The 21,669-nt window shown below is 62.9% G+C and carries 25 protein-coding genes, 1 tRNA gene and 2 rRNA genes (1 of these 28 only partly in view); 20 read left to right on the top strand and 8 right to left on the bottom strand.

Annotated elements, in window-relative coordinates:
- The first annotated feature begins 39 nt into the window (after window positions 1–39).
- The gene (locus AZOLI_RS18580) at window positions 40–273 is read left to right on the top strand and encodes a helix-turn-helix domain-containing protein (RefSeq protein ID WP_014188684.1); all 234 of its coding nucleotides are present in this window, start codon (window positions 40–42) and stop codon (window positions 271–273) included.
- A 64-nt stretch (window positions 274–337) separates the two neighbouring features.
- On the opposite strand, the gene AZOLI_RS32905 is transcribed toward AZOLI_RS18580, so the two are convergent.
- On the bottom strand, window positions 338–511 hold the full coding sequence (locus AZOLI_RS32905) for a hypothetical protein (protein ID WP_014188683.1): 174 nt from the start codon (window positions 509–511) through the stop codon (window positions 338–340).
- A 294-nt stretch (window positions 512–805) separates the two neighbouring features.
- A complete protein-coding gene (locus AZOLI_RS31340; protein ID WP_081506000.1) occupies window positions 806–1,048 on the bottom strand; it encodes a DUF736 domain-containing protein in 243 nt (80 codons plus the stop codon).
- Window positions 1,049–1,299: 251 nt separating this feature from the next.
- Here AZOLI_RS31340 and istA point away from each other — a divergent pair, with 251 nt between their 5' ends.
- The 3 genes from istA to AZOLI_RS18565 all read left to right on the top strand — a co-directional run bounded on the left by istA (window position 1,300) and on the right by AZOLI_RS18565 (window position 4,767).
- Entirely contained in the window at window positions 1,300–2,817 is a 1,518-nt protein-coding gene (istA, locus tag AZOLI_RS18575) for an IS21-like element ISAli13 family transposase (protein ID WP_044551654.1), read from the top strand.
- Window positions 2,814–3,602, top strand: a complete 789-nt coding sequence (istB, locus tag AZOLI_RS18570; protein WP_014188655.1) for an IS21-like element ISAli13 family helper ATPase IstB — start codon at window positions 2,814–2,816, stop codon at window positions 3,600–3,602. Before istA ends, istB begins: the two co-directional genes overlap by 4 nt.
- Window positions 3,603–4,083: 481 nt before the next feature.
- Window positions 4,084–4,767 (top strand): hypothetical protein, encoded by a 684-nt coding sequence (locus AZOLI_RS18565; RefSeq protein ID WP_052315465.1) that lies wholly within the window; start codon window positions 4,084–4,086, stop codon window positions 4,765–4,767.
- Window positions 4,768–4,844: 77 nt separating this feature from the next.
- On the opposite strand, the gene AZOLI_RS18560 is transcribed toward AZOLI_RS18565, so the two are convergent.
- From AZOLI_RS18560 to AZOLI_RS18550, 3 genes are read right to left on the bottom strand one after another with little or no spacing between them, the layout of a single operon-like run.
- Window positions 4,845–5,144: a hypothetical protein gene (locus AZOLI_RS18560; RefSeq protein WP_014188682.1), complete on the bottom strand. Its 300-nt coding sequence runs from the start codon at window positions 5,142–5,144 to the stop codon at window positions 4,845–4,847.
- A 27-nt stretch (window positions 5,145–5,171) separates the two neighbouring features.
- Window positions 5,172–6,326 carry a tyrosine-type recombinase/integrase gene (locus AZOLI_RS18555; protein ID WP_014188681.1) on the bottom strand — a complete coding sequence of 385 codons (1,155 nt, stop codon included), beginning with the start codon at window positions 6,324–6,326 and terminating at the stop codon, window positions 5,172–5,174.
- A gap of 1 nt (window position 6,327) precedes the next feature.
- Window positions 6,328–6,570 (bottom strand): helix-turn-helix domain-containing protein, encoded by a 243-nt coding sequence (locus tag AZOLI_RS18550; RefSeq protein ID WP_244442605.1) that lies wholly within the window; start codon window positions 6,568–6,570, stop codon window positions 6,328–6,330.
- Between the two features lie 208 nt (window positions 6,571–6,778).
- Between AZOLI_RS18550 and AZOLI_RS18545 the strand changes: the two genes are divergently transcribed.
- The 16 genes from AZOLI_RS18545 to AZOLI_RS18480 all read left to right on the top strand — a co-directional run bounded on the left by AZOLI_RS18545 (window position 6,779) and on the right by AZOLI_RS18480 (window position 19,625).
- Window positions 6,779–7,261: a hypothetical protein gene (locus AZOLI_RS18545; protein WP_162488311.1), complete on the top strand. Its 483-nt coding sequence runs from the start codon at window positions 6,779–6,781 to the stop codon at window positions 7,259–7,261.
- Window positions 7,258–7,674 carry a hypothetical protein gene (locus AZOLI_RS18540; RefSeq protein WP_162488310.1) on the top strand — a complete coding sequence of 139 codons (417 nt, stop codon included), beginning with the start codon at window positions 7,258–7,260 and terminating at the stop codon, window positions 7,672–7,674. The genes AZOLI_RS18545 and AZOLI_RS18540 overlap by 4 nt, the downstream gene beginning before the upstream one ends.
- Window positions 7,640–8,371, top strand: a complete 732-nt coding sequence (locus AZOLI_RS32590; protein ID WP_162488309.1) for a hypothetical protein — start codon at window positions 7,640–7,642, stop codon at window positions 8,369–8,371. The genes AZOLI_RS18540 and AZOLI_RS32590 overlap by 35 nt, the downstream gene beginning before the upstream one ends.
- A 20-nt stretch (window positions 8,372–8,391) precedes the next feature.
- Window positions 8,392–8,682, top strand: a complete 291-nt coding sequence (locus AZOLI_RS18535; protein WP_244442604.1) for a hypothetical protein — start codon at window positions 8,392–8,394, stop codon at window positions 8,680–8,682.
- A complete protein-coding gene (locus tag AZOLI_RS18530; protein ID WP_014188678.1) occupies window positions 8,675–9,133 on the top strand; it encodes a hypothetical protein in 459 nt (152 codons plus the stop codon). The genes AZOLI_RS18535 and AZOLI_RS18530 overlap by 8 nt, the downstream gene beginning before the upstream one ends.
- 136 nt (window positions 9,134–9,269) lie before the next feature.
- A complete protein-coding gene (locus AZOLI_RS18525) occupies window positions 9,270–10,916 on the top strand; it encodes a hypothetical protein (protein ID WP_014188677.1) in 1,647 nt (548 codons plus the stop codon).
- 182 nt (window positions 10,917–11,098) lie between these two features.
- Window positions 11,099–11,446: a hypothetical protein gene (locus tag AZOLI_RS18520; protein ID WP_014188676.1), complete on the top strand. Its 348-nt coding sequence runs from the start codon at window positions 11,099–11,101 to the stop codon at window positions 11,444–11,446.
- A 9-nt stretch (window positions 11,447–11,455) separates the two neighbouring features.
- Window positions 11,456–12,184 (top strand): hypothetical protein, encoded by a 729-nt coding sequence (locus AZOLI_RS18515; RefSeq protein WP_014188675.1) that lies wholly within the window; start codon window positions 11,456–11,458, stop codon window positions 12,182–12,184.
- Between the two features lie 120 nt (window positions 12,185–12,304).
- Window positions 12,305–12,901 carry a hypothetical protein gene (locus AZOLI_RS30450; RefSeq protein ID WP_014188674.1) on the top strand — a complete coding sequence of 199 codons (597 nt, stop codon included), beginning with the start codon at window positions 12,305–12,307 and terminating at the stop codon, window positions 12,899–12,901.
- Window positions 12,898–14,820 carry a phage terminase large subunit family protein gene (locus tag AZOLI_RS18505; protein WP_014188673.1) on the top strand — a complete coding sequence of 641 codons (1,923 nt, stop codon included), beginning with the start codon at window positions 12,898–12,900 and terminating at the stop codon, window positions 14,818–14,820. Before AZOLI_RS30450 ends, AZOLI_RS18505 begins: the two co-directional genes overlap by 4 nt.
- 123 nt (window positions 14,821–14,943) lie before the next feature.
- A complete protein-coding gene (locus tag AZOLI_RS18500; protein WP_014188672.1) occupies window positions 14,944–16,407 on the top strand; it encodes a phage portal protein in 1,464 nt (487 codons plus the stop codon).
- Window positions 16,408–16,411: 4 nt separating this feature from the next.
- Window positions 16,412–18,319, top strand: coding sequence for a prohead protease/major capsid protein fusion protein (locus AZOLI_RS18495; RefSeq protein WP_014188671.1), 1,908 nt, complete (start codon window positions 16,412–16,414; stop codon window positions 18,317–18,319).
- Window positions 18,320–18,321: 2 nt separating this feature from the next.
- Window positions 18,322–18,537 (top strand): phage head-tail joining protein, encoded by a 216-nt coding sequence (locus AZOLI_RS31335; protein ID WP_081505982.1) that lies wholly within the window; start codon window positions 18,322–18,324, stop codon window positions 18,535–18,537.
- A gap of 3 nt (window positions 18,538–18,540) precedes the next feature.
- Window positions 18,541–18,888 (top strand): DUF2190 family protein, encoded by a 348-nt coding sequence (locus tag AZOLI_RS18490; protein WP_014188670.1) that lies wholly within the window; start codon window positions 18,541–18,543, stop codon window positions 18,886–18,888.
- A 2-nt stretch (window positions 18,889–18,890) separates the two neighbouring features.
- On the top strand, window positions 18,891–19,184 hold the full coding sequence (locus AZOLI_RS18485; RefSeq protein ID WP_044552057.1) for a head-tail joining protein: 294 nt from the start codon (window positions 18,891–18,893) through the stop codon (window positions 19,182–19,184).
- A gap of 45 nt (window positions 19,185–19,229) precedes the next feature.
- Window positions 19,230–19,625: a hypothetical protein gene (locus AZOLI_RS18480; protein ID WP_044552054.1), complete on the top strand. Its 396-nt coding sequence runs from the start codon at window positions 19,230–19,232 to the stop codon at window positions 19,623–19,625.
- A gap of 249 nt (window positions 19,626–19,874) precedes the next feature.
- On the opposite strand, the gene AZOLI_RS18475 is transcribed toward AZOLI_RS18480, so the two are convergent.
- The 3 genes from AZOLI_RS18475 to AZOLI_RS18465 form a co-directional block, all read right to left on the bottom strand.
- A tRNA-Met gene (locus tag AZOLI_RS18475) sits at window positions 19,875–19,951 on the bottom strand.
- Window positions 19,952–20,032: 81 nt separating this feature from the next.
- A 5S ribosomal RNA gene (gene rrf / locus AZOLI_RS18470) occupies window positions 20,033–20,148 on the bottom strand.
- 140 nt (window positions 20,149–20,288) lie between these two features.
- A 23S ribosomal RNA gene (locus AZOLI_RS18465) occupies window positions 20,289–21,669 on the bottom strand; it runs 1,818 nt beyond the window's last position.

Genomic DNA, 21,669 nt, shown 5'->3' with positions numbered 1-21,669 from the left:
TCTGTAGACTGATCGGCTGCAAGATGGCTTTCTGCCGGGATGGACATTCGCAAGCGGATCGGCCTCAACGTTCAGCGGATCAGACGCGCGCGCGGCTGGTCGCAGGAGCAGTTCGCCTTCGAATCCGGGCTGCACCGGACCTACATCAGCGGCATCGAGCGCGGGGCGCGCAATCCGACGGTGACGGTGGTGAAGGACATGGCCGACGCCCTGGGCGTGACCCCGGCGGCGTTGCTGGAATACGAAACCGCCAGCGCGGAGACGGCGGAATAGCCGCTCCCTCCCGCCGGTGGTGGAGCGGTCATTCCGGGGACCGCCCGGCGGGCGGAACAACGCCTCAACCGGGCGCCGCATCCTCGGCGATCCGCGCGTCGAAGGCCCGCTCCCTCGCCGCCCGCCGGGCGATGAGCGCGGTCAGCGCCGCCTGAGCCTGGACGCGTTCACGGCGGGTCAGGACGCTGCCGGCCAGTTCGGCGCGCAACTCCTGGATCTGGCGGTCGATGGTGAGCATCGCTCCCTCCTCTGATTGAAGACAGGAGGGTCCCCACGATGCCGGATCGGCCTGGGTCGAGGATCGCCGCAGGCGACCGGCTGACCGGCAGGCGGGCGGGGGAGCCGAAATGCGCAGCATTTTGGGGGAACCGCTCGTCCTCGAGGCGGGCCGATCCGGCATGGTAGGCTGGGAGGTCTGAAGAGACAGACCAACGTTTGGGAACATGAGGAACGTCCCGGGATCGCGTCCCCCGGCTTTCCCGCCGGTTCGCGGCGCTCCGGATGGAGCGCCGCAGCCGATGAATGCGGGATCTCAGCGGGACCAGATCAGGGCGTAGCCGCCGTCGATCTCGACCAAGCTGGCGTAGATCGGGCCGGGGAAGCTCGGATCATCCAGCTTGACGGAATGGTAGAGACGTCCGGTGTCCTTGGCGGCCTTGCGCCACCCGGCACCGATCTCGATCGGCCCGCAAAGCGCCCGCAGGTCGGGAGATTTCTCGTTGTCCTTCTCGACGGGAACGAAGCGGGCCTTGATGTTGAGGGTCAGCGTCTTGATGGTCCCGGCAAAGGAGCCATCGTCATTGCGGGTGAAGGTGCGGCGCGACGATTAGGTTTGCCGGTTAGCGGCAACTATCTTTGCCGGTGAGGACCCGGCTGGGCCGGTCGGCGGGAGGGGCGGAGCCCCGACCAGAGACCGGCCCAGCCGGGTGGCGGTCTGGCGGACATCCGTGACGGTGTCCGCCGCCGGCTTGGCGGCGCTGGGAGTGGTATCGCGATCGTGTTCGTCACCACACGAAACGGTCAGCGATGCCTGGAACCCACCACACCGACAAGCAGGTCCAACGTTACATGACCCTCCGCAAGACGCACACCCAGGCGGTCGCGGCCGCCAAGGCCGACATCAGCGAGCGCTCCGCCCGCGCCATCGACAACGACCCGCGCCCGCCCTCCCAACGCAAGGCCAAGCGAACCTGGCGCACCCGCAAGGATCCGCTGCTCGCCGTCTGGCCCCGGGTCGAGGAGATGCTGAAGGAAACCCCCGGCTTGCTGGCGGTCAGCATCTTCGAGGCCCTCCAGGAGGAAAGCGGCGGCGACGACGTGCCCGACGGGGTCCGGCGCACCCTGGAACGGCGGATTGCCCGCTGGCGGGCCCTGCACGGTCCCGACCAGGACGTCTTCTTTCCCCAATGCCACCCTCCAGGGCGTCAGGCCCTGTCGGACTTCACGGTGGCCGACGACCTTGGCGTGACCCTCGCCGGCGCCCTCTTCCCCCATCGCCTCTACCATTTCCGGCTCGCTTACAGCGGCTGGGAGCACGTGCGCGTCATCCTTGGCGGCGAGAGCTTCACCGCCGTCGCCGAGGGCCTGCAAGAGGCGCTGTGGGGGCTGGGCGGCGTCCCGGCGGAGCACCGCACCGACTCGTTGTCCGCCGCCTTCAAGAACCTCAACCGCGACGCCCAGGAGGATTTCACCCGCCGCTACACCGAGCTGTGCCGGCATTACGGCATGGAGGGCACCCGCAACAACCCGGGCGTGGCCAACGAGAACGGTTCCATCGAGGTCTCCCACGCCCACCTCAAGCGGCGCATCGACCAGGCCCTGTTGCGGCGGCACAGCCGCGACTTCGCCAGCCTCGACGACTACCGCGGCTTCCTCGCCCGTCTCGTCGAGCGCCACAACACCCGTCGGCGCGCCCTGGTGAGCGCCGAACGCGCGGTGCTGGGCGCGTTGCCCGAACACCGGACCGCCGACTTCGCCGCACTCACCGTTCCCGTGACGCGCAACAGCACGATCAGCGTCGACAAGGTGCTCTACACCGTGCCGTCCCGCTTGATCGGCCAGAAGCTCAAGATCCACCTGCACGACGACCGCCTGGAAGGCTTCCTGGGCGCCACCAGCGTGATCACGCTGGAGCGTGGCCGCGCCAGCGGCAACCACCGGGGGCACGTCATCGACTTCCACCACGTCATCGGGACGCTCAAGCGCAAACCGCAGGCCCTGCGCCACCTGATCTACCGCGACGCCCTGTTTCCCCGCCCGGTGTACCGGCAGGTCTGGGAAGCGCTCGATGCCGAACTGCCAGCCCGCCGCGCCTGCCGCGTCATGGTTGGGCTGCTCGCTCTGGCCGCCGATGGTGGCTGCGAAGCGGCCTTGGCCCAACGCTTGGAGGACCTTCTGGCGGCCGGCGATCTGCCCGACCTGGAGGCGTTGACGGCGGCGCTCCGGCCCAAACCGGCGACGGTGACCGATGTCGCCATCACGCCGCCCGATCCGGCCGGTTACGACCGCCTGCTGCCCGCCGCCACTCGGGAGATCCCGGCATGAGCGATGCCAACACCGCCACCCTGCCGGTGCTGCTCAGCGCGCTGCGCTTGCCCAGCATCGCCCGGCACTGGACCCGCCATGCCGAAACGGCCGATCGCGAGGGCTGGCCGGCGGCGCGCCTGCTGGCCACGCTGTTCGAGTTGGAGGTCGCCGACCGTACCGCCCGGCGCATTCAGCGCCATCACGAGCAATCCGCGCTGCCGGCCGGCAAGACCTTCGCCACCTTCGACTTCGATGCCGCCCCCGGCCTGTCCAAGGGGCGCCTCCAGGCGCTCGCCGCTGGCGACCTCTGGCTCAAAAACGGCTCCAACGTTTTGGCCTTCGGCCCCAGCGGCACCGGCAAGTCTCACGCAGCAGCCGCCCTCGGCAGTGCCCTCATCGACGCCGGCTATCGCGTCCTGTTCACCCGTACGACCGATATGGTCCAGCGTCTTCAGGCGGCGCGGCGCGATTTGAACTTGGAGTCCATGTTGGATAAACTGGACAAGTTCGATCTGGTGATCCTCGATGACTTCTCGTATGTGCGCAAGGACCAAGCGGAAACATCCGTACTGTTTGAACTCATCGCCCATCGGTACGAGCGGCACAGCCTTCTGATCACGGCAAATCAGCCTTTTTCAACGTGGGATCAGGTTTTCCCCGATCCCGCCATGTGCGTCGCCGCGATCGACCGCCTTGTCCACCACGCCGTCATCCTGGAGATGAACGGCGAGAGCTACCGCAAACGCACCGCCGTGGAGCGTGCCGCCTCGCCACTCACGCAGGAGGCCGCCGTCACAAAGTAACAACGCTCAAAACAACCCGTCATACGGCGGGTAATTGACGTTTCAGGATCGTAACGTCAATTACCCGCGCCACAAGTATCCGAACAGCGACAACTATAAAAATGTCGGTGAACGCCGCCTTGTTGCCATATCAATGGCTCTGTGCTATCCATTGAAAACTACCCAGCGGAGCCTTCACAGGCAACCGTAATTGCCGAAAATCGGCAACCATAATTGACGCTCTACAACAAGTCCTCGCCAGATCAGGGGGTCCCTTTTCCGTGCCGATCCGGGGTCCCTATCTCAAGCCGATTGACAGGTCCCTGAGCTGCGCATCGTCGACCAGGATCTCTGGGACGCGGTCAAGGCCCGCCAGAAGGCCTTCGCCTTTACTCCGGCGGAGACCGAGGAGGTTGACGGAAATATCCTGACTGATCGCCGCCGACCAAAGCATCTGTTTGCTGGACTGGTGAAGTGTGGCTGCTGCGGTGGCGGCTACAGCATGATTTCGAAGGATCTGCTCGGCTGCTCGGCTGCTCGCAACAAGGGCACCTGCGGCAACTTTAGGAACATCCGGCGGGACGCTCTGGAGGCGTCGGTGCTGAACGGGCTGCGCGTCCACCTGATGGAGCCGACGCTGTTCAAGGAGTTCTGCGATGAGTTCACCCGAGAAATGAACCGGCTGCGTATTGAGAAGCGGACCGACCACGATGCCTGGCGCCGTGAGCTGGCCAAGATCGAGAAGCAGATTGGAGGAATCATCGGCGCCATCAAGGACGGCGTGTACATGCCGTCGATGAAAGCCGAGATGGAAGCGCTGGAAGGGCGCAAGGCGGAACTCACCGGCATGTTGGCAAGCGCGACCGAGCCCCCTCCCCTTCTGCATCCGAACATGGCCGAAGTGTACCGACTGCGGATCACGGCTCTGCACGAGCGCCTGCGGTCCGAGGAGACCAAAGCCGAAGCCGCCAACATCCTCCGCAGCTTGGTCGACCGGATCACGCTGCAGCCGGACGGCAACGGATTGGCGATCGTGCTGCGCGGCGATCTGGCGGCGATGCTGAGCTTCGCCGCGAATACGAAGAAGCCCGGCCTCCGTGTGGAGACCGGGCTTGTCTGCGATCGAGGATCGCAAGCATCGTTGGTTGCGGGGGCAGGATTTGAACCTGCGGCCTTCAGGTTATGAGCCTTGAGAAAGGCCGCACAAAATCAAACAGTATCAATGCCTTACCCAATCCATGTGCCAACTATGCGCCTTTCGGCTCACAGAATGTCCGCTTCCTTATAGGTGCCGGCACGCGGCTTGACGACAAAGCAAACGTAGGTATAGCCATCATCCCGTGACCCCGGCGCGAAATAGCGAGCGGTGACCTCGAATATCGTCCGATTGGTTGGTTCGTTCCGGTCCAAGCCTTGAGCGACGCCCGGATCAATGATCAGGTCGCCGACGATGGGCAAGTGACCGCCGAAATCGGAAAGATCGAACTCACTGCGGTTGAAGGACAGACCGTTCCCCTCATCCTCATAGAGGCGAACAACCGTCTTCTGCTGAATGTCAGCCATTTCCCAAATCTCCATCGGTTGTGTGAATTACTGAAATAGACGCCTTTCTATGTCCGCCATGCCCCGCTGGTGATCCTCCTTCGGGAACAGATGGCCGTATCGCTCCATCGTCATCTTATAATCGGCATGGCCGGCGAAGGTCATCACCTCCTTCACGCTGAAGCCTTGCTCGATCCACAGGCTGACAGCGAAGTGGCGCAGATCGTGCCAGCGGAATTGATCGACCTGCGGGTGTTCGTCCGGCTTCTGCCGGTGCAGCTCGTCCAGCGCCGCGAAGATCGGGTAGAAGTCGCGGTGCAGGATGGTGGCGTGGGATCGGACGGTTCCGGTCTTGGTCGGAAACACGAGCTGGTCGGGGCGAACGATGCGGTCGCCCCGATGCTTCTTCAAGACGTTCAGCACCATCGGGCCGGCCGGCACTTCGCGATGGCCGGCGGCGGATTTCGGCTCCCCCACGGCGTTGAAGCGGTCAGCCCGGCGGCGGATGTGAATCACCTGTCGGTCAAAGTCGATGTCTCCCCACTGCAAGGCACGCTGTTCGCTGGCCCGTAGGCCGCACAGGGCGGCGACGATCACATAGGGGCGGAAGCTCTCCGACGCTGCGTCGATCACCGCTTTCACGGCGGCCTTGGACGGGACGGCGATCTTTTGCTTGATGCGGGTATCGTCCATCACCTCCACCCCCTCGACGGGGTTGGTGGCGAGGATGTCGTTTTCGACGGCGTGCTTCGCCACAAGCCGGAGCGTCGCCAGAACCTTGCGCACCAGCGCCACCGATACATCCCGATCAAGAAGGCGGTCGCGGAAGTCGCGGACGGCCTTTCCCGACAGGGCGTTCAGCTTCACGCCGGCAAGGCCGCCGGCAGCCAGGATGAAGCGGTTGACGTGGCCCCGGTAGTCTTCAAGGGTCGCCTTCTCCATCCGCTGGCCGCGCCGCTGGCGTGTCTCGCACGCGGTCAGCCATTGTTCGGCAACGTCCTTCACCGTGGTCTTGGCCGCATCGGCGCGATAGGTGCCGACAGCGATCTGCCCTTCTACCTGAATGCGGAAGGCGTCGGCGGCCTTCTTGGTGGAGAACTGTTTCCGTTGCCGCTGGCCGGCTTGGTCAACAAAATCGACGCACCAGGCGCTTTTGCTTTCGCCCTTTGCGGTGGTCCAGGTGCGCTTGCGAACAGAAGCCATGTCATTCGGCCTTCCTCAGGCGGACACCAGGGCCACCGTCCTGAGAAGGCATGCCGGCATCAATGAATTCCGCCCCGGCAGCTTCCAGCACTCTTTGGAGCGCTCCCAGAGTTGTGGCATTCGCCTGCATATCTGCCTCGACCCGCGTCACCGTGTTCGGGGACACCTGCGCCAACTCTGCCAGTTCGCGCACCTTCAAATTCAGCGCCGCTCGCGCCATTCGGATTTGAGCACCATTCACCATATTGATACAGAATCCCAATATAGGCGTTGCATCACATGCACCATGTTGGTACTGTATCACAACACAGTGACTACGGAAGGAACGCCGCATGTGATTACGGCAGATTCCCAACGAGTTCCAAAACTGGCCCAGCGTGGTAGCGGAGCAAGCCAACGTCATCTGCTTTCCTGCTGAACGCCTTCCCTTACCCCGAAGATGAGGTTTTCCAATGCGTGAGAGTCACGCCACGGTGGACGCTTGCCCGGTTTCCCGACGCACCGTCCTGAAATCCGCTCCGGCCGCTATGGTGGCATTGCTGCCGATGGCCGCCATCGCGTCCCCAGGGTCGCCCGACTCCGAGCTGGTGAGTGCGTGGAACGCCTATGCGGCGCATCGGCGGTTCTGCGAAACGCTTCCTGTCGATGAAATGACGGATGAGGCTTGGGAACCCTTCGATGCTGAAAAGGAGCGCCTGGAAGCGCTAATCGACACGCTGCCCGCCCATACCAGCGAAGGGACCGCGGTCAAGCTGCGGCGTTTGTTGATCGAGTACAGCGGCAAGAAATGGGTCGAAGACGCCATGTTCTATCGTCTGCCGGCCGATGCTCTGGCGCGGCTGGAAAGCGATGACTGGCGGGATGCAATGCTGTTCCGGCTGCTCTGCGATGTGGAGAAACACGACAACATTCAGGCGACATGGGGGAATAAATGATGGTATCTCGCAAAACCACCCATAAAAACAGCGGTGATATTGTTGTTGAATGGGGTAAGGAGATAGCTAATCTTGCTCCTACGGTCTGGTCATTGAGTGAACGCGATGTAGATCCTGTCTTCCGCAGACTCTCGTTCCTTTCCGACGCCTTGTCACAGCAGCCGGCGACGACGTTGGATGGCGCATTGGCCCAGTGTGTGCGGTTGGTCTGTGAAATTGACGAACTGGTGAGCTGGACCGGCGACGAGGCGCGGGATGAGGTGGCGGCCGGAAGGGATCGGGCGTTGGGCCTCGCCTACTCGATCATGCGTGTACTGGAGAAAGCCACAGGACGGCACCGGGAAGAGCTGGGCGGCACATGGTCGCTCTCCCCTGGAGATGATCCGTTCCAAGCGCTCCGAACCGACAGCTGACTTTGCCATAGCAAGCTGCTTGACCGGCTTGCTATGGCAAAGTAAGGTAGGGATCGTAATTGCCGGCAACGCGCCGGAGAACGTGTTAAGCGGTCAAGAAATGCGGTTGTACGGTGAAATTCCTGAACTTGATGAAACTGAGGTCCGGCGATGCTGGATGACAACCGACATTGTTTTCGCCCTTGGAGGATGGGGTGCAGTCGGTGAAGCCATTAGCGGATATCCGGAACTCCGAAAATTCTGGGCAAATATTTCAGACAGGAATCTAATTCATTTCGAAAAAAGCGCCGGAGGAAAGACCAGCCCTCGCTTGTACTCGATGTCATCCGTTGTAAAAGCAAGGGTTATTTGGGAGATAACAAGAAGCGGCAGGGGCTTTGAGGTATCTGACAAGGTTGGAGAGAACTCTGTAAAGCTGCTGCTGCATTCTGTCTCAAAATTCCAACATATTAGGGATTTTCCTGATGATGACTTCCCTTGCATCTACAGCATCGACCCATCAGGAAATGTGAAGTCTGAGGTTGTTTTCGCAAAAAATCTGAATAACGCTCTGCTTATTGACGCTTCCTCTGGTTACGATTGCAGTGTCATCCAGATTGGAAACATTGTGAAGAATGCCCTTCTGAACTACCCAGAATATTGGACTGAAAATCTGCACTCACGCGGCGTTCTCACTGGTCCGTTATACGGGCCATAGATCGTCCAACACTTAGAGGAATGATGATGACTGCCTTGATAACGGGGAAGGTTTCCCCGAACAGCGAAGCTTTGTCTGAAGCATGCTTCTCCGACGACATGTTGCGCGGCGCACATGAAATCGCTGGCTTCTTGTTCGGCGATCCGAAGGAACGGCGGAAGGTTTACTATCTGGCGGAAAACTCACGGCTCCCGACGTTCAAACTCGGGGCCGTTCTGTGTGCCCGAAAGAGCACGATCATGGAATGGGTGAAACAGCAGGAAGCCAAGGCGTTTCGGGCCATCTCCGAAGAGGTTCCGACCAATGGCTGACCGTGGTGTTGCCTTCCGGGCGGCGCTGGATCGTACGATTGCGGCGGGGCAGCTCCAGCACCTTGCCCCGGTGCTGGCCGCGGTGCGGGAGGCTGACATCGGCTGTATCCAGCTCCGGCCGGCTGACCCGCTGGCCTGGGTTCTGAACATGGGAAGCGGGAACGGTTGGGTTTGTCTGGTCGGGGATGATCGGGAGACCAGCTCCGGACCGGGCGGCTTTGACGCCCCGTCGCTGGTACAGGTGCTGGAGAGAGCGTCGGCTGTTGCCGTCTATTCGGGCGCGGCCGATGCGAAGTTCTACACCACCTTCGCGGCGGCGGCTGTCCTGGGTGGACGGGTTGTCGTTATCGAGACGCAGCTTGCCCAGCATGTGGCATGGCTCGCCTTTGTCCGTGCGCATGCACCGGATGCAAACCTTCTCGACATCTGCCCGCCCGGCGGAACGGCGTGACGATGATCGTCCATAGGGGGTTTCCGGGGCCGGCTGATGGCGCTGCTGCGATGTGCGCGGCGACCTGCCGCCGCCGGGAAATCAGGCCAATGGCGGGCCGTCTGATGGGACGCGTGTACACGCGTTGGAAACGCTGATGGATAGCATCGAATCATGGATCGAACCGCCGCCGCCGCCCCTGTCGATCCGCGAACAGGATGAGCGGCTACGGGCCGGCATCGAGTCCGCCGCTCCCCCACCGGAACCGCCGCGCGTCGAAATCGTGCCGGGGGACTTGCCCATCACGATTTCCGATGCGGAAGATGCGCTGCTCGCCAGCGGCATCGAGCTGTTCCAAAGCGGCGGGCGGCTGGTGCGGCCGGGCGTCTGTCCTGTGGCGGTGACCGGCGGTGAAGTGACTGGCCTGAGGCTGGTGGAAGTCGGCGTGCCGAACCTCGTGGAGCTGATGACCAAAGCGGCGACCTGGGAGAAGATCGACGGGAGGTCGGGGGAGTGGGTGCGGACAAACTGTCCGCGTGCCGTGGCGGAGGGCTATGCCGCCCGTGTCGGGCAATGGAAGCTGAGAGTGCTGACCGGGCTTATCGAAGCGCCGACACTCCGACCCGATGGCAGCCTGTTGGACAAGGCGGGCTATGACCCCGCCACCGGTCTTTTGCTCCGCCCCAGCTGCAAGGTGCCCCGCATCAAGGCGCGACCGACCCGCGACGATGCGCTGACGGCCCTGGCGCTATTGACCGATCTCGTAGCCGATTTCCCGTTTCTGGAGCGTGGGACGCCCGATCACTGGCCGGATCGTTCAGTAGCGGTGTCCGCCATTCTGACGGCGCTGGTGCGGCGCTCTCTGCCTACCGCACCACTACATGGGTTCTCCGCCCCGGTGGCCGGAAGCGGCAAGTCCATGCTGGTGGACATCGTGAGCCTGATCGCCACCGGCCGGCGGGCCGCGGTGATTTCTCAGGGCAAGACCGAAGAGGAATTCGAGAAGCGGCTTGCCGGGATGATCCTGGCCGGTGACGCGCTGGTGTCGGTGGACAACTGTGACATTCCGCTGGGTGGCGACCTGCTCTGTCAGGCGCTGACACAGCCGACGCTGAAGCTGCGCCCGCTGGGCGGCTCGGTCATGGTCGATGCGCCCAGCAATGCGGCGCTATTTGCGACGGGGAACAACCTCACCCTGCGCGGCGATATGACCCGGCGGGCGCTGGTGGCCCGGCTCGATCCGCAATGCGAGCGGCCGGAGCTGCGCAAGGGGTTCAGGCACGACCCGCTGGCGCTGATAACCGCGTCGCGGGGGAAGTATATCGCGGCGGCGCTGACGGTGCTGCGCGCCTTCCATGTGGCCGGGCGGCCGGTGCGGCTGGACCCGCTGGGCAGCTTCACCGACTGGTCCAACCTTGTGCGCTCCGCATTGGTGTGGTTGGGGGAAGCGGACCCGTGCCAGACGATGGACGATACCCGCGCGGCGGACCCCATGCTGGACGCTCTGTCTGCCGTGCTGGCGACGTGGCGGAAGGTGATCGGACTGGATCGCGTCACCGTTTCGGAGGTGATCCGGCAGGCGACCGCGCCGCAATCCGGCGGGCTGTTCCAATCCAACCCCGACCTGCCGGAGTTCCGCGAAGCGCTGCTTACCGTGGCCGGCGATGGCGGTGCGATCAACGGCCGGCGGCTTGGTAAGTGGTTGGGGCGCAACAAGGATCGGATCGTGGACGGCATGCGGATCGTGCAGGATTCCAAGCTGGACGGAAACGTTATGTGGCGGCTGAAGACGGGCGATCCGTAGCAGCGCGAGCTATGGAGAAGTGGGTTTAGTGGGTTTAGTGGGTTTCATCTTCCCTATGTGTGGAAACTGTCAGAACAAAACGTGATGACATTTTTTGCGTATAGAGGTTTTGAAACCCACTAAACCCACTAAACCCACTTCCCAGCAACAGACGGCGGCATAGGAGAAGGGGTGAGAGTGTCATGAAGTCCAAAGAGAACAGGGGCTTAAGCGACGCTGGGAATGAGAGCTACACCAGCTTGCAGCCTTCGGCGCAGAGGTTCGCTTCCGCTGTCGCACTCGCCATGCAGCCACTCAACCTGCCACAACGCACGGAGTTTGTGGCCCATTTCGCCCCTTTGGTCATGGAAGCGACGGGTTGGGCGGAAGAGTTCCTGGATACCGTTCTGAGCGCTGCGCTCGAACTGCTCGGTCAGTCCGAGCTGGTCGACCATGCCGGCTTGGTGACGGAAGCCGACGAACCGGCGGTGTTCGGGGCGCTTCGCAACGTGACGCGCACGCTGACCGCCGTCAGCGGCTCCAGACAGTGAGGTGATGCAATGGCCCAACGTTCCCGTGTCGATGCCTCCGGCGCGCTCAAGATGCTGGCGGCCTATGAGAAGCAGCTCCATTACGCGATGGTGGTTGCGCTGACCAAGACGGCGCAGATTGCGAAGGAGGATGCGCGGGCTGCGATGGGAAGCGAATTCGACCGGCCAACCTCCTACACCCTGAACAGCCTCTATGTGAAGCCAGCGACCAAGGCCGATCCGGTGGCTGTGGTCGGCATTCGGGAATGGGGAGGCAAAGGCACGCCGGCAACCAAGTATCTGACGCCGCAAGTCTATGGTGGAAACCGGCGGCCAAAGCGTTTCGAGGTGGCATTGCAACAGGCTGGCATCATGCCGGCCGGCATGTTCGCTATGCCGGGGGAGGAAGCGCAGATGGACAGCTTCGGTAACATGAAGCGGGGGCAGATCGTCAAAATCCTTTCCCATCTGCGTGCCTCCCGCGACACGACACAGAACCGCTCGACATCCGGCCGCAACCGGGGACGGCGGCGGATGGAAACCTATTTCGCGGTTCCGGTAGGTAGCGACAATCCGCTTCCTCCGGGCGTCTATTGGCGAGACAAGGCCGATCCAAGACCAGTTCTGATCTTCACCAAATCGCCACACTATGCGCCAAGATATAATCTCTACGACATCGTAAAAGAAAGCGCCAAGCGGAACCTTCTTCCTGAGTTCCGCAAAGCATTGAGGAAAGCAGTCGCAACCATGAGGTGGTAGAAGGTCGATTTGGGTCCTTCCCATGAAGGTGTTACACGGGTAGTTCAAACCCCACCACCTGACAAATCTGTGCTTCAACTTAAAGGCTAAAGTGAATTTAGAGAGGGTGCCGTGAATACTATGACCAAGGGCAAGTTCGCGGAGCTGGTGGGGCGTTCACCCGCTGCCGTCTCGGGGTGGATCAGGGAAGGGAAGCTCCACGGGAACGCCCTGGTGGGTGAAGGCCGCTATGCCCTGGTCAATGTGGAGGTGGCGCTTCAGCAGCTCGGCCCCGCTCTGGACCTGGGACAACAGCTTGCGCAGTCGCGCCCGATCATCGGCGGGGGAACTGGAGCCGAGAAGCCGGGCAGCGATCAGGAACGGCTGCTGAAGGCACGGGCGGATCGTGAAGAGCTGGCGTTGCAGAAGGAACGGGCTGAAGCCGCCGAAGCGAGCGGTCGCTGGATGCTGACCGAAGCCGCCATGGTCGAATGGTCGCGCCAGCTCGCGGAGCTGGTGCACGCAACCGAGACATGGCTTGTGACCGAGGCCGCGGAAGAATGCGCCCGCGCCGCTGCCAGCGGTGCCGGCCCGAAGGAGCTGGGGGCGATCCTGCGGCGCAGCTACACCGGCCTGCGCCAGCGGCTTGCGGACGTTGCGGCCAGCGGCGCCGGCAAGACCAGCCACGATGTGTCCGACGATGATGAAGACGCCGACCTGGAGGGGACTGCCGAATGATCGCCCTTGCCGCCCCGCGTGCCGTGGCGCGCCGTGTGATCGCCAGCGTGATGCGGCCGGCTCCCCCGGTGGACCTGAATGCATGGGCTGCGTCCAACATCGTGTTCGGCCCGGAAAGCCCGTTCCCCGGCCCGTACAATCCGAACCGCTTTCCCTTCTTCCGCCGCATCCTCGACGTTCTGTCGCCCGAACACCCGGCAACCATGGTGGTGATCCGCAAGTCCGCGCAGCTCGGCGGCACCGTCCTGGCACAAATCTTCGTCGGGGCAATTCTCGACCGCGTGCCGCAGCCGGTGTTCTACGTCCACCCGACCGATGGAAACGCCAAGAAATGGAAGCGCAACAAGTTCGCCAAGATGGTCCAGGCGTCGCCCGCCCTGTCCGCGGTGATGCAGCCGGAAGGGGCACGGTCGGGCAACTCCGCCATGTTCTGGGCACGGCGGGACGCGCGGGGGTTTCTGCAACTGGCTGGGGCAAACAGCCCGTCTCAGTTGTCGATGGACAGCTATCCGATTGCCGTCCATGACGACATGGCGAAGTGGCTTGCCGACAACGGATCGGGCGACCCGGAGGTGCAGGCGGACAGCCGCACGAAAGCGTTCCTGACGACGGGCGGCAAGATCCTCAAGATCAGCACGCCGGACGTGCTGCCGGGGTGCCGCATCACCCGGTCATGGAGCCTGGGAACGCGGGAGCGCTATCACGTTCCATGTCCGCACTGCGGCACCATGCAGGCGCTGGAATGGTCGAACATGCTGGCGCGTCTGGACGAGGGTGCCCCGGACGATGCGCACTTCACCTGCGTCCATTGTGGCGAGCGGATCGAGGAACGGCACCGCGACACGATGAACCGCAATGGCGAATGGATCGCGGAGAACCCCGGTGCGGAGGTGGTCAGCTTCTACCTGTGGGCGGCCTATTCCCCCTTGGAAAGCTGGGCCAACATCGCCAAGGCGTGGCTGCGCGCCAAGGGCAACGCCGAAGCGGAACGCAGCTTCCTGAACGACAACGTCGGCGAAGCCTACCAGACCGCCACCAGCGCCCCGGATTGGCAAGGGATGCGGGAGCGCGCCGAAACGGCCGGCATGCCGCGCGGCACGGTGCCCCGCGGCATGCTGATGGTGACGGTCGGGTGCGACTGCCAGATCGACCGGATCGAGTGGCAGGTGGTGGCCTGGGGACCGCGCCTTCAGCGTGTGGTGATCGACTACGGGATCATCCACCACCACGTTTCGGCGGAAGCCGCGCACCACGAGCTGAATGGCTTGGTGGAACGGACATGGCCGGATGCCTTCGGCAACCGCCGGCCGGTCGATGCACTCGCCATCGACGGCGGCGCTTGGACGGACGATGTGCACGCCTGGGCTAAGCGGTGCAACTCTTCTCGGGTGATCGTGGTGAAGGGCGCTCGCGCTGACAACGCCCCGCCGCTGGCCCGTGTGAAGCGGGAGAGACGGCCGGACGGCCAGCTCATCAAGGCGCAACGCATGTGGTTCCTGGTGGGCGTGAGTGGCCTGAAGGCGTCGCTCTATGCCAACCTGAAGAAGACCGATCCTCTGGAGTTGGGATTCATCGGCTTCGTGGCCGGCCTGGAAGACGAGTATTACCGGGAGCTGACCAGCGAGGTGCGGAAGCCGCACCGCTTGCGTGACGGCTCCACCGAATGGCGCTGGGTGCCGATGCAGGGTGTCGATCAGGAAGCGCTGGATACGCACCTGTACGCCCAAGCCGCCGCAATCCGTGCCGGCTGGGCAGCCAAGAGCGACGAACAGTGGGAAGAGCTGCGCCGGAAGCTGGAGGTGGACGCTCCGCCACCGGTCCCGGACCTGTTCAACTTCACCCCGGCCCCCAAAGCGCCGGGACCAGTACAGGCGCCAACAAAGCCGGCCGTTATTCGGTCTTCCTACCTATCAAACTAAGATAACGTAATGTTGCGGAATCATAGGGAAACTTTGAGACTGAACATCTGATTGTTCCGAAATCTGTTCTCCAAGGAACAACATCGGATTTAGGCTCTCCCCACCTTTGATGGTGGTGAGATCATGCTTGGCGTTGTCAAGTCTATATTTCGTGCAACGTTCTCCCGTTCGCTGGACGCGGCCGGCGGTGGCCGCCTGAGCAAAGCTCGGACCGTCCGCAACCTGAACAGCGACATCCTGACGACGGCGACCACGATCCAGCACCGGGCCGCCTACTTCGCCCGCAACAATGCACACATCACGGCGGCGGTGAATGCCCTGGTGACGAACATCGTCGGCACCGGCATCAAGCCGTCGTCGCAGCATCCCGACCCGCAGACGCGCGAGTTCCTGCATGCCCTGTGGTCGCGCTGGATCGATGAGTGCGACATGGACGGATTCGGCGATTTCTACGCCCTGCAAGCCCTGATGGTCCGCCAGATGGTGGAAACCGGCGAGAGCTTCGCCCGCTTCGTCACCTTCGGCCCCGGTGACGGGTTGGAGCTGCCCTTTCAGCTCCAAATGATCCACCCGGCGCAAGTCCCTCTCGAAACCCTGTCCGCCCTGGTAGACAACCGCATCCGCGGCGGAGTGGAATTTGACGCCGTTGGCCGGCGGATTGCCTATCACGTCCTGCCCGCCCGCCCGGACGATCCGCTTGCGCCGCTGGCCGGGCTGTGGAACCCGGTGCCCATTGCAGCGCGGGACATGGTTCACCTGTTCAACCCGGTCGAACCGGGGCAGCTCCGCGGCTTGTCCTGGTTGGCCCCTGTGCTGCTGGCGGTGCATGAGGTTGACCAGCTTCAGGACGCCGCCCTGGTGCGCGCCAAGCTGGCGAACCTGCTGTGCGCGGCACTGGTGGACCCGGAGGGCAATGCCGGCGGCTTGCCGGGTGACAGCAAGGGCGGTGTGCTGGACATCGGCTTGGAACCCGGCACGATCATTCCGCTGAAGCCCGGCACATCGCTGGAGTTCTTCGACCCGAAGGAATCGGAGCACTACGGGGCGTTCATCAAAAGCCACCTTCAGGCCATCGCCGCTGGCCTGGGCGTGCCGTACGAGCTGCTGACCGGCGACCTGTCCGGGGTGAACTACAGCTCGATCCGGGCCGGGCTGGTGGAATTCCGCAAGCGCCTGGAGCACTGGCAGCACAACGTCGTGGTCTACCGGCTGTGCCGGCCGGCATGGGACCGCTTTATCCGCACGGCCGTGCTGTCCGGCCTGATCGACTTCCGTGCCTATGAGGCAGACCCGGCGGCATTTCATCGCGTCGAATGGATGCCACCAAAGTCGATGTGGGTCGATCCTCTTAAGGATGTCCAAGCGGAAATCAAAGCGATCCGGGCCGGCCTGAAGAGCCGCACTCAGGCAGTTGCCGAACGTGGCTATGACGTCGAGAGGATCGACGCGGACTTGGCGGCGGAGCGCGAACGGGAAAAGCGTCTCGGCATCCTCCTCGACAGCAATCCCGGACAGACCACCCAAGCGGGTCTCACACCAACACTGCTGACCGACGAATCCCCGGCTCCGGAAAAGACCGATGCATAATTCAATGATTCGAGGCTTGGGTGTCACCACGCCTACCACGCTCAACGCTGAAGCTCGCACGGTCGACGTGATCGCGCTGTCCGGTCTTGCACCCGCCGCGCGGCCAGCTCCGGCACCGGATGGCGCGCGGGAAGCCTGGATCGAGGAGCTGGACGCGGGCGGCGCAGACCTCTCCCGCTTCATAGGCGGGCCGGCGCTGAAGGACCATCGCCCGACCACGGACAACGCCGTTGGCGTGGTCGATGCGGCGCATGTGGACGGCGCCCGTATCCTGGCAACCGTCCGCTTCGCCACCAAGCCCGTCGCCGATGAACTCATGAGCGATGTCGGCGGCGGCATCGTCCGCGGTGTCTCACTCGGCTACCGCGTCACCAAGTGGCAGATGGCCGGGCGCCGCGACGGCTTGCGCGTGTTCCGCGCCATCGCCTGGGAACCCTACGAACTCTCATTCACCCCTGTGCCCGTGGACGCGGGCGCCATCGTCAGGAGCAAGATCGTGCCCAACCCAACTCCGAATCCCGATTTCAAGCCGTGCGAAGGTTGCGCCACGCCGAAGGGATGCGCCGCTTTCGGCGGATGCGTCCGTGATGCGGAAGCCGGCACCGAGGCGCCTCCCGCCCCGGCTCCGTCCCCGACCGGCCAACCCGCCCCTACGGACGGCACCCGCGCACAGATCAACCGGGAAATCCGCACCGTCGCCCATGTGGCTGGTCTGCCGGCCAGCTTCGCGGACAGCCTGATCGACAACGGCGCTACCGTCGAGGCCGCCCGTGCCGCCGCCTTCGCCGATCTGGCCCGCCGCGGTGGCGTCACCATTTCCAACGCCGCGCCGATCATGCTGGGCACCGACCACACCGACCCCAGCTCCATCCGCCGGAGCATGGCCGATGCACTGGCCGCCCGCCTCGCTCCCGGCCTGGTGAAGCCCGAGGGCCGGGCGCGCGAGTTCATGGGGCACCGCGCGCTGGACATGGTGGGCGAACTGGCCGTGGCGCGGGGGCAGCGCTTCAACCGCTTCGACCAGAACGCGCTGATGGAACGCGCCATCGGGGCGCACACCACCGGCGATTTCCCCCTGCTGCTGGCCGACGCCGGCAACAAGATCCTGCTGGCGCGCTACGCCGCCGCCAACCCGACCTATCGCCAGTGGGCGGCCCGGCGCGGCTTCACCGATTTCAAGCCGCACAAGTTCCTGCGCGTGGGGGATTTCCCGTCCTTCCAGAACCTCGCCGAGTCGGGGGAGGTGAATTACGGCACCATGTCGGAGAACCGGGAACAGGTCTCCGCGGCCGAGTTCGCCACGGGGATCATCATCGGGCGCCGCGCGCTGGTGAACGACGATCTGTCGGCGCTGTCGGACTTCTCCAGCATGATCGCCATCCGCACCGCGGCGGACGAAAACCGGCTGGTCTATGGCCTGCTGACCGCCAACCCGGTCATGTCGGACGGCAAGACGCTGTTCCACGCCGATCACGACAACAAGGCCGCCGCTGCCGCGGCTATCACCGTGGCGAGCGTTGGCGTCGCGGTGGCGGCGCTGCGCAAGATGAAGTCCCTGGACGGTATCCCGCTCAACCTGACGCCGCGGTTCCTGGTGGTCGGGCCGGACAAGGAGCTGGAGGGCCGGCAGGTTCTGGCGAGCATCACCCCGGCCAAGGCTGGCGACACCAACCCCTGGGCCGGGATGATGGAGCTGATTGTCGACGCCAACATCACCGGCAACGGCTGGTATGTGATGGCGGACCCCGCGATTTGCCCGACCGTGGTCTATGGCTACGTGGCCGGGTCCGAAGGTCCGCAGATCAAGACGGAAACCGATTTCGACACCCAGGCGGTGAAGGTCCGGGCTGGGCTGGACTTCGGTTATGGCGTCATCGACTTCCGGGGCGCCCATTCGAACGCCGGAGCGTAACCGTGGCTGCGCTGACAGAGCTGATGGCGTGGCGCGATACGCTCGAACGCGCCCGCTTCAGCGGCCACCGCACGGTACGGTTCGGAGACCGTGAGGTGACGTACCGAACGGATGGCGAAATGGCCGCGGCTCTCTCGGACCTTGAACGACAGATCGGGGCTGCCAGCGGCACGACACCAATCCGAATGATTCGTATCTCATCGTCAAAGGGACTGTGACCCATGAAGAACTTCATCCAGAAAGGCGACTCCATCACTGCGCCGGCTCCGGCCGGCGGCGTCACCAGCGGGAGCGGCGTCATTGTCGGCACGCTGTTCGGCGTGGCCGCGTCCACAGCGGTGGAAGGCGAGCTGGTATCGCTCGCGACCGTCGGCGTGTATGAGCTGACGAAGCCGATTTCCACCACCTTCACCAGCGGGGGAGCCGTTTCCTTCGATATCGCGACCCGCCAGTGCGTGGCGCCCGGCTCCGGAAAGCACCCCATCGGCGCGGCCATCGAGGCCGCTGGCAACGGCTCCACCACGGTCAAGGTCCGGCTGGACGGCGTGTCCACCACCGCTGCGTCCTGATCATGCACTTCACCGATGCTATCGCCTTTGCTTTCGATGGCCAGCTTACGACCTTCGGTGAGAAGGTCGTGGTTGGCGGTTTCGAAATGCTCGGCATCTTTGATCGCGGCTATCTGCCGGTAGACGTGGGCGGACAGGTTGCGATGGCTTCGACTGCGCCAACCCTCACAATCAAAGAAGGGATCGTCACGCTAACCACCAAAACGGCTGTGTCGGTCAGAGGTGAAGGCTACTCCATCATCGAAATTCAGCCTGATGGCGCCGGTGCGGTGCGTCTGGTTTTACGGGAGGCGTAAAGAGTGGAGCACGTTCGTAAGCGTATCCGGAATGCTGTGGTGGCGATGGTGACCGGGCTTCCCAGCACTGCCGACCGGGTGCACACCAGTAGAATGACGATCGTGCAGCCGGATGAACTCCCCTGTCTTATCGTTTACAGCGCTCATGAGCAAAACTCTCCCGGCTCACTTGATGGATTGCAGAGCCGGACCCTTCAACTCATTGTCGATGCCTATGCCAGAGCACGCCTTGATCTGGAAGACGAATTGGACGGTATCTGTGCTGAAGTGGAGTCAGTCGTGGTGCTGTCCAGCCCGATCTCCGGTCTGGTGAAGTGGATTCGATTGTCCGAAACCTCCATCCAACTCGGGGGAGAGGGGGACAGTGCGATGGGCATGGCCCGCATGCGCTTCACCGTCAATTATTACACGGAAGAAGGGTTTCCAGAGGCTGCTGTATAACCCGTGCCGGGTTCGGTCATGGTCGAACTTCTGACTGTCGTTCGCGAGAACATGAATAGAACAACACGGCTGATTTCATGTGCCGAACATGTGACACGGAACCGCCGGGAACCGGCGGGAATAGCAGGAGGAACGCCTCGTAACCGTTGAAAACTCTCGTTCTTTTGCCGCACTGCCATGCAACAGGCAATGGCACATGAAAAAAGCCCGCCGGATCGAAGCTAAGTGCTTGATCCGGCGGGCTTAATTTGGTTGCGGGGGCAGGATTTGAACCTGCGGCCTTCAGGTTATGAGCCTGACGAGCTACCGGGCTGCTCCACCCCGCGGATGTCTGTCATATGGGGCGATGGATGTCGTGACGATGCCAGCGTATATGCTTCGTGTTTGGCGTCTCTTGAGCCTGAGTGACCTGGCGGCGACCTACTCTCCCACGTCTTAAGACGCAGTACCATTGGCGCGGAGGCTTTTCACGGCCGAGTTCGGGATGGGATCGGGTGTTTGACACCTCGCCATGACCACCAGGTCACCAAGGCTCAAGACCGACGCTTTCCGAAGCGCATTCGCTGTCGTGCAAGTGATGTGAGGATGTATCGAACTGCGGTTCTTGCGTCAAGCAGGGCCTTAGCAGGCTTGCTGCTGCGCATGGCGCGGTAATGTGGTGTCGAGATCAAGCCGATCGAGCGATTAGTAAGGCTTAGCTTCAGGCGTTGCCGCCCTTCCACATGCCTCCTATCGACGTGATGGTCTGTCACGGCTCTCAAGGGAGCTCTGGTTTAGAGGTGGGTTTCCCGCTTAGATGCTTTCAGCGGTTATCCCGTCCATACTTAGCTACCCGGCCATGCCACTGGCGTGACAACCGGTGCACCAGAGGTATGTCCATCCCGGTCCTCTCGTACTAGGGACAGATCCTCGCAAAACTCCGACACCCACGGCAGATAGGGACCGAACTGTCTCACGACGTTCTAAACCCAGCTCACGTACCACTTTAATCGGCGAACAGCCGAACCCTTGGGACCTGCTCCAGCCCCAGGATGTGATGAGCCGACATCGAGGTGCCAAACGACTCCGTCGATATGGACTCTTGGGAGTCATCAGCCTGTTATCCCCGGCGTACCTTTTATCCGTTGAGCGATGGCCCGTCCACGTGGAGCCACCGGATCACTATGGCCGACTTTCGTCTCTGCTCGACTTGTCAGTCTTGCAGTCAGGCGGGCTTATGCCATTGCACTCGACGAGCGATTTCCGACCGCTCTGAGCCCACCATCGCGCGCCTCCGTTACACTTTGGGAGGCGACCGCCCCAGTCAAACTACCCGCCATGCAGGGTCCCGGACCCGGATCACGGGCCACGGTTAGATGCCAGAGACTTCAAGGGTGGTATTTCAAGGTTGGCTCCACCCGGGCTGGCGCCCAGGCTTCCAAGCCTCCCACCTATCCTACACATGAAGTCCCTAGCACCACTGCAAAGCTGTAGTAAAGGTGCACGGGGTCTTTCCGTCTGACCGCGGGAACTCCGCATCTTCACGGAGAGTTCAATTTCGCTGAGTTGGTGTTGGAGACAGCGGGGAAGTCGTTACGCCATTCGTGCAGGTCGGAACTTACCCGACAAGGAATTTCGCTACCTTAGGACCGTTATAGTTACGGCCGCCGTTTACCGGGGCTTCAATTCAAGGCTTGCACCTCTCCTCTTAACCTTCCGGCACCGGGCAGGCGTCAGACCCTATACGTCGCCTTGTGTGGCTTCGCAGAGCCCTGTGTTTTTAGTAAACAGTCGCTACCCCCTGGTCTGTGCCCCCCGCCATGGCTTGCGCCACAACGGGGCCCTCTTCTTCCGAAGTTACGAGGGCAATTTGCCGAGTTCCTTCAACACCATTCTCTCAAGCGCCTGGGTATACTCTACCAGTCCACCTGTGTCGGTTTGGGGTACGGTCTATACGGCGGGGCTATTTCCTGGAACAGGTCCACAGCATGTCCAATCCGATAAGGACATACACGCTTTCCCATCCGTCACCTCCGCCAGGCCCAGGACTATTAACCTGGTTCCC

Origin of the sequence: Azospirillum lipoferum 4B (assembly GCF_000283655.1) — a bacterium.
Classification (GTDB): Bacteria; Pseudomonadota; Alphaproteobacteria; order Azospirillales; family Azospirillaceae; genus Azospirillum; species Azospirillum lipoferum_C.
Note: the sequence above shows the minus strand (reverse complement) of the source record. Positions and strands in the feature narration are given on the sequence as shown.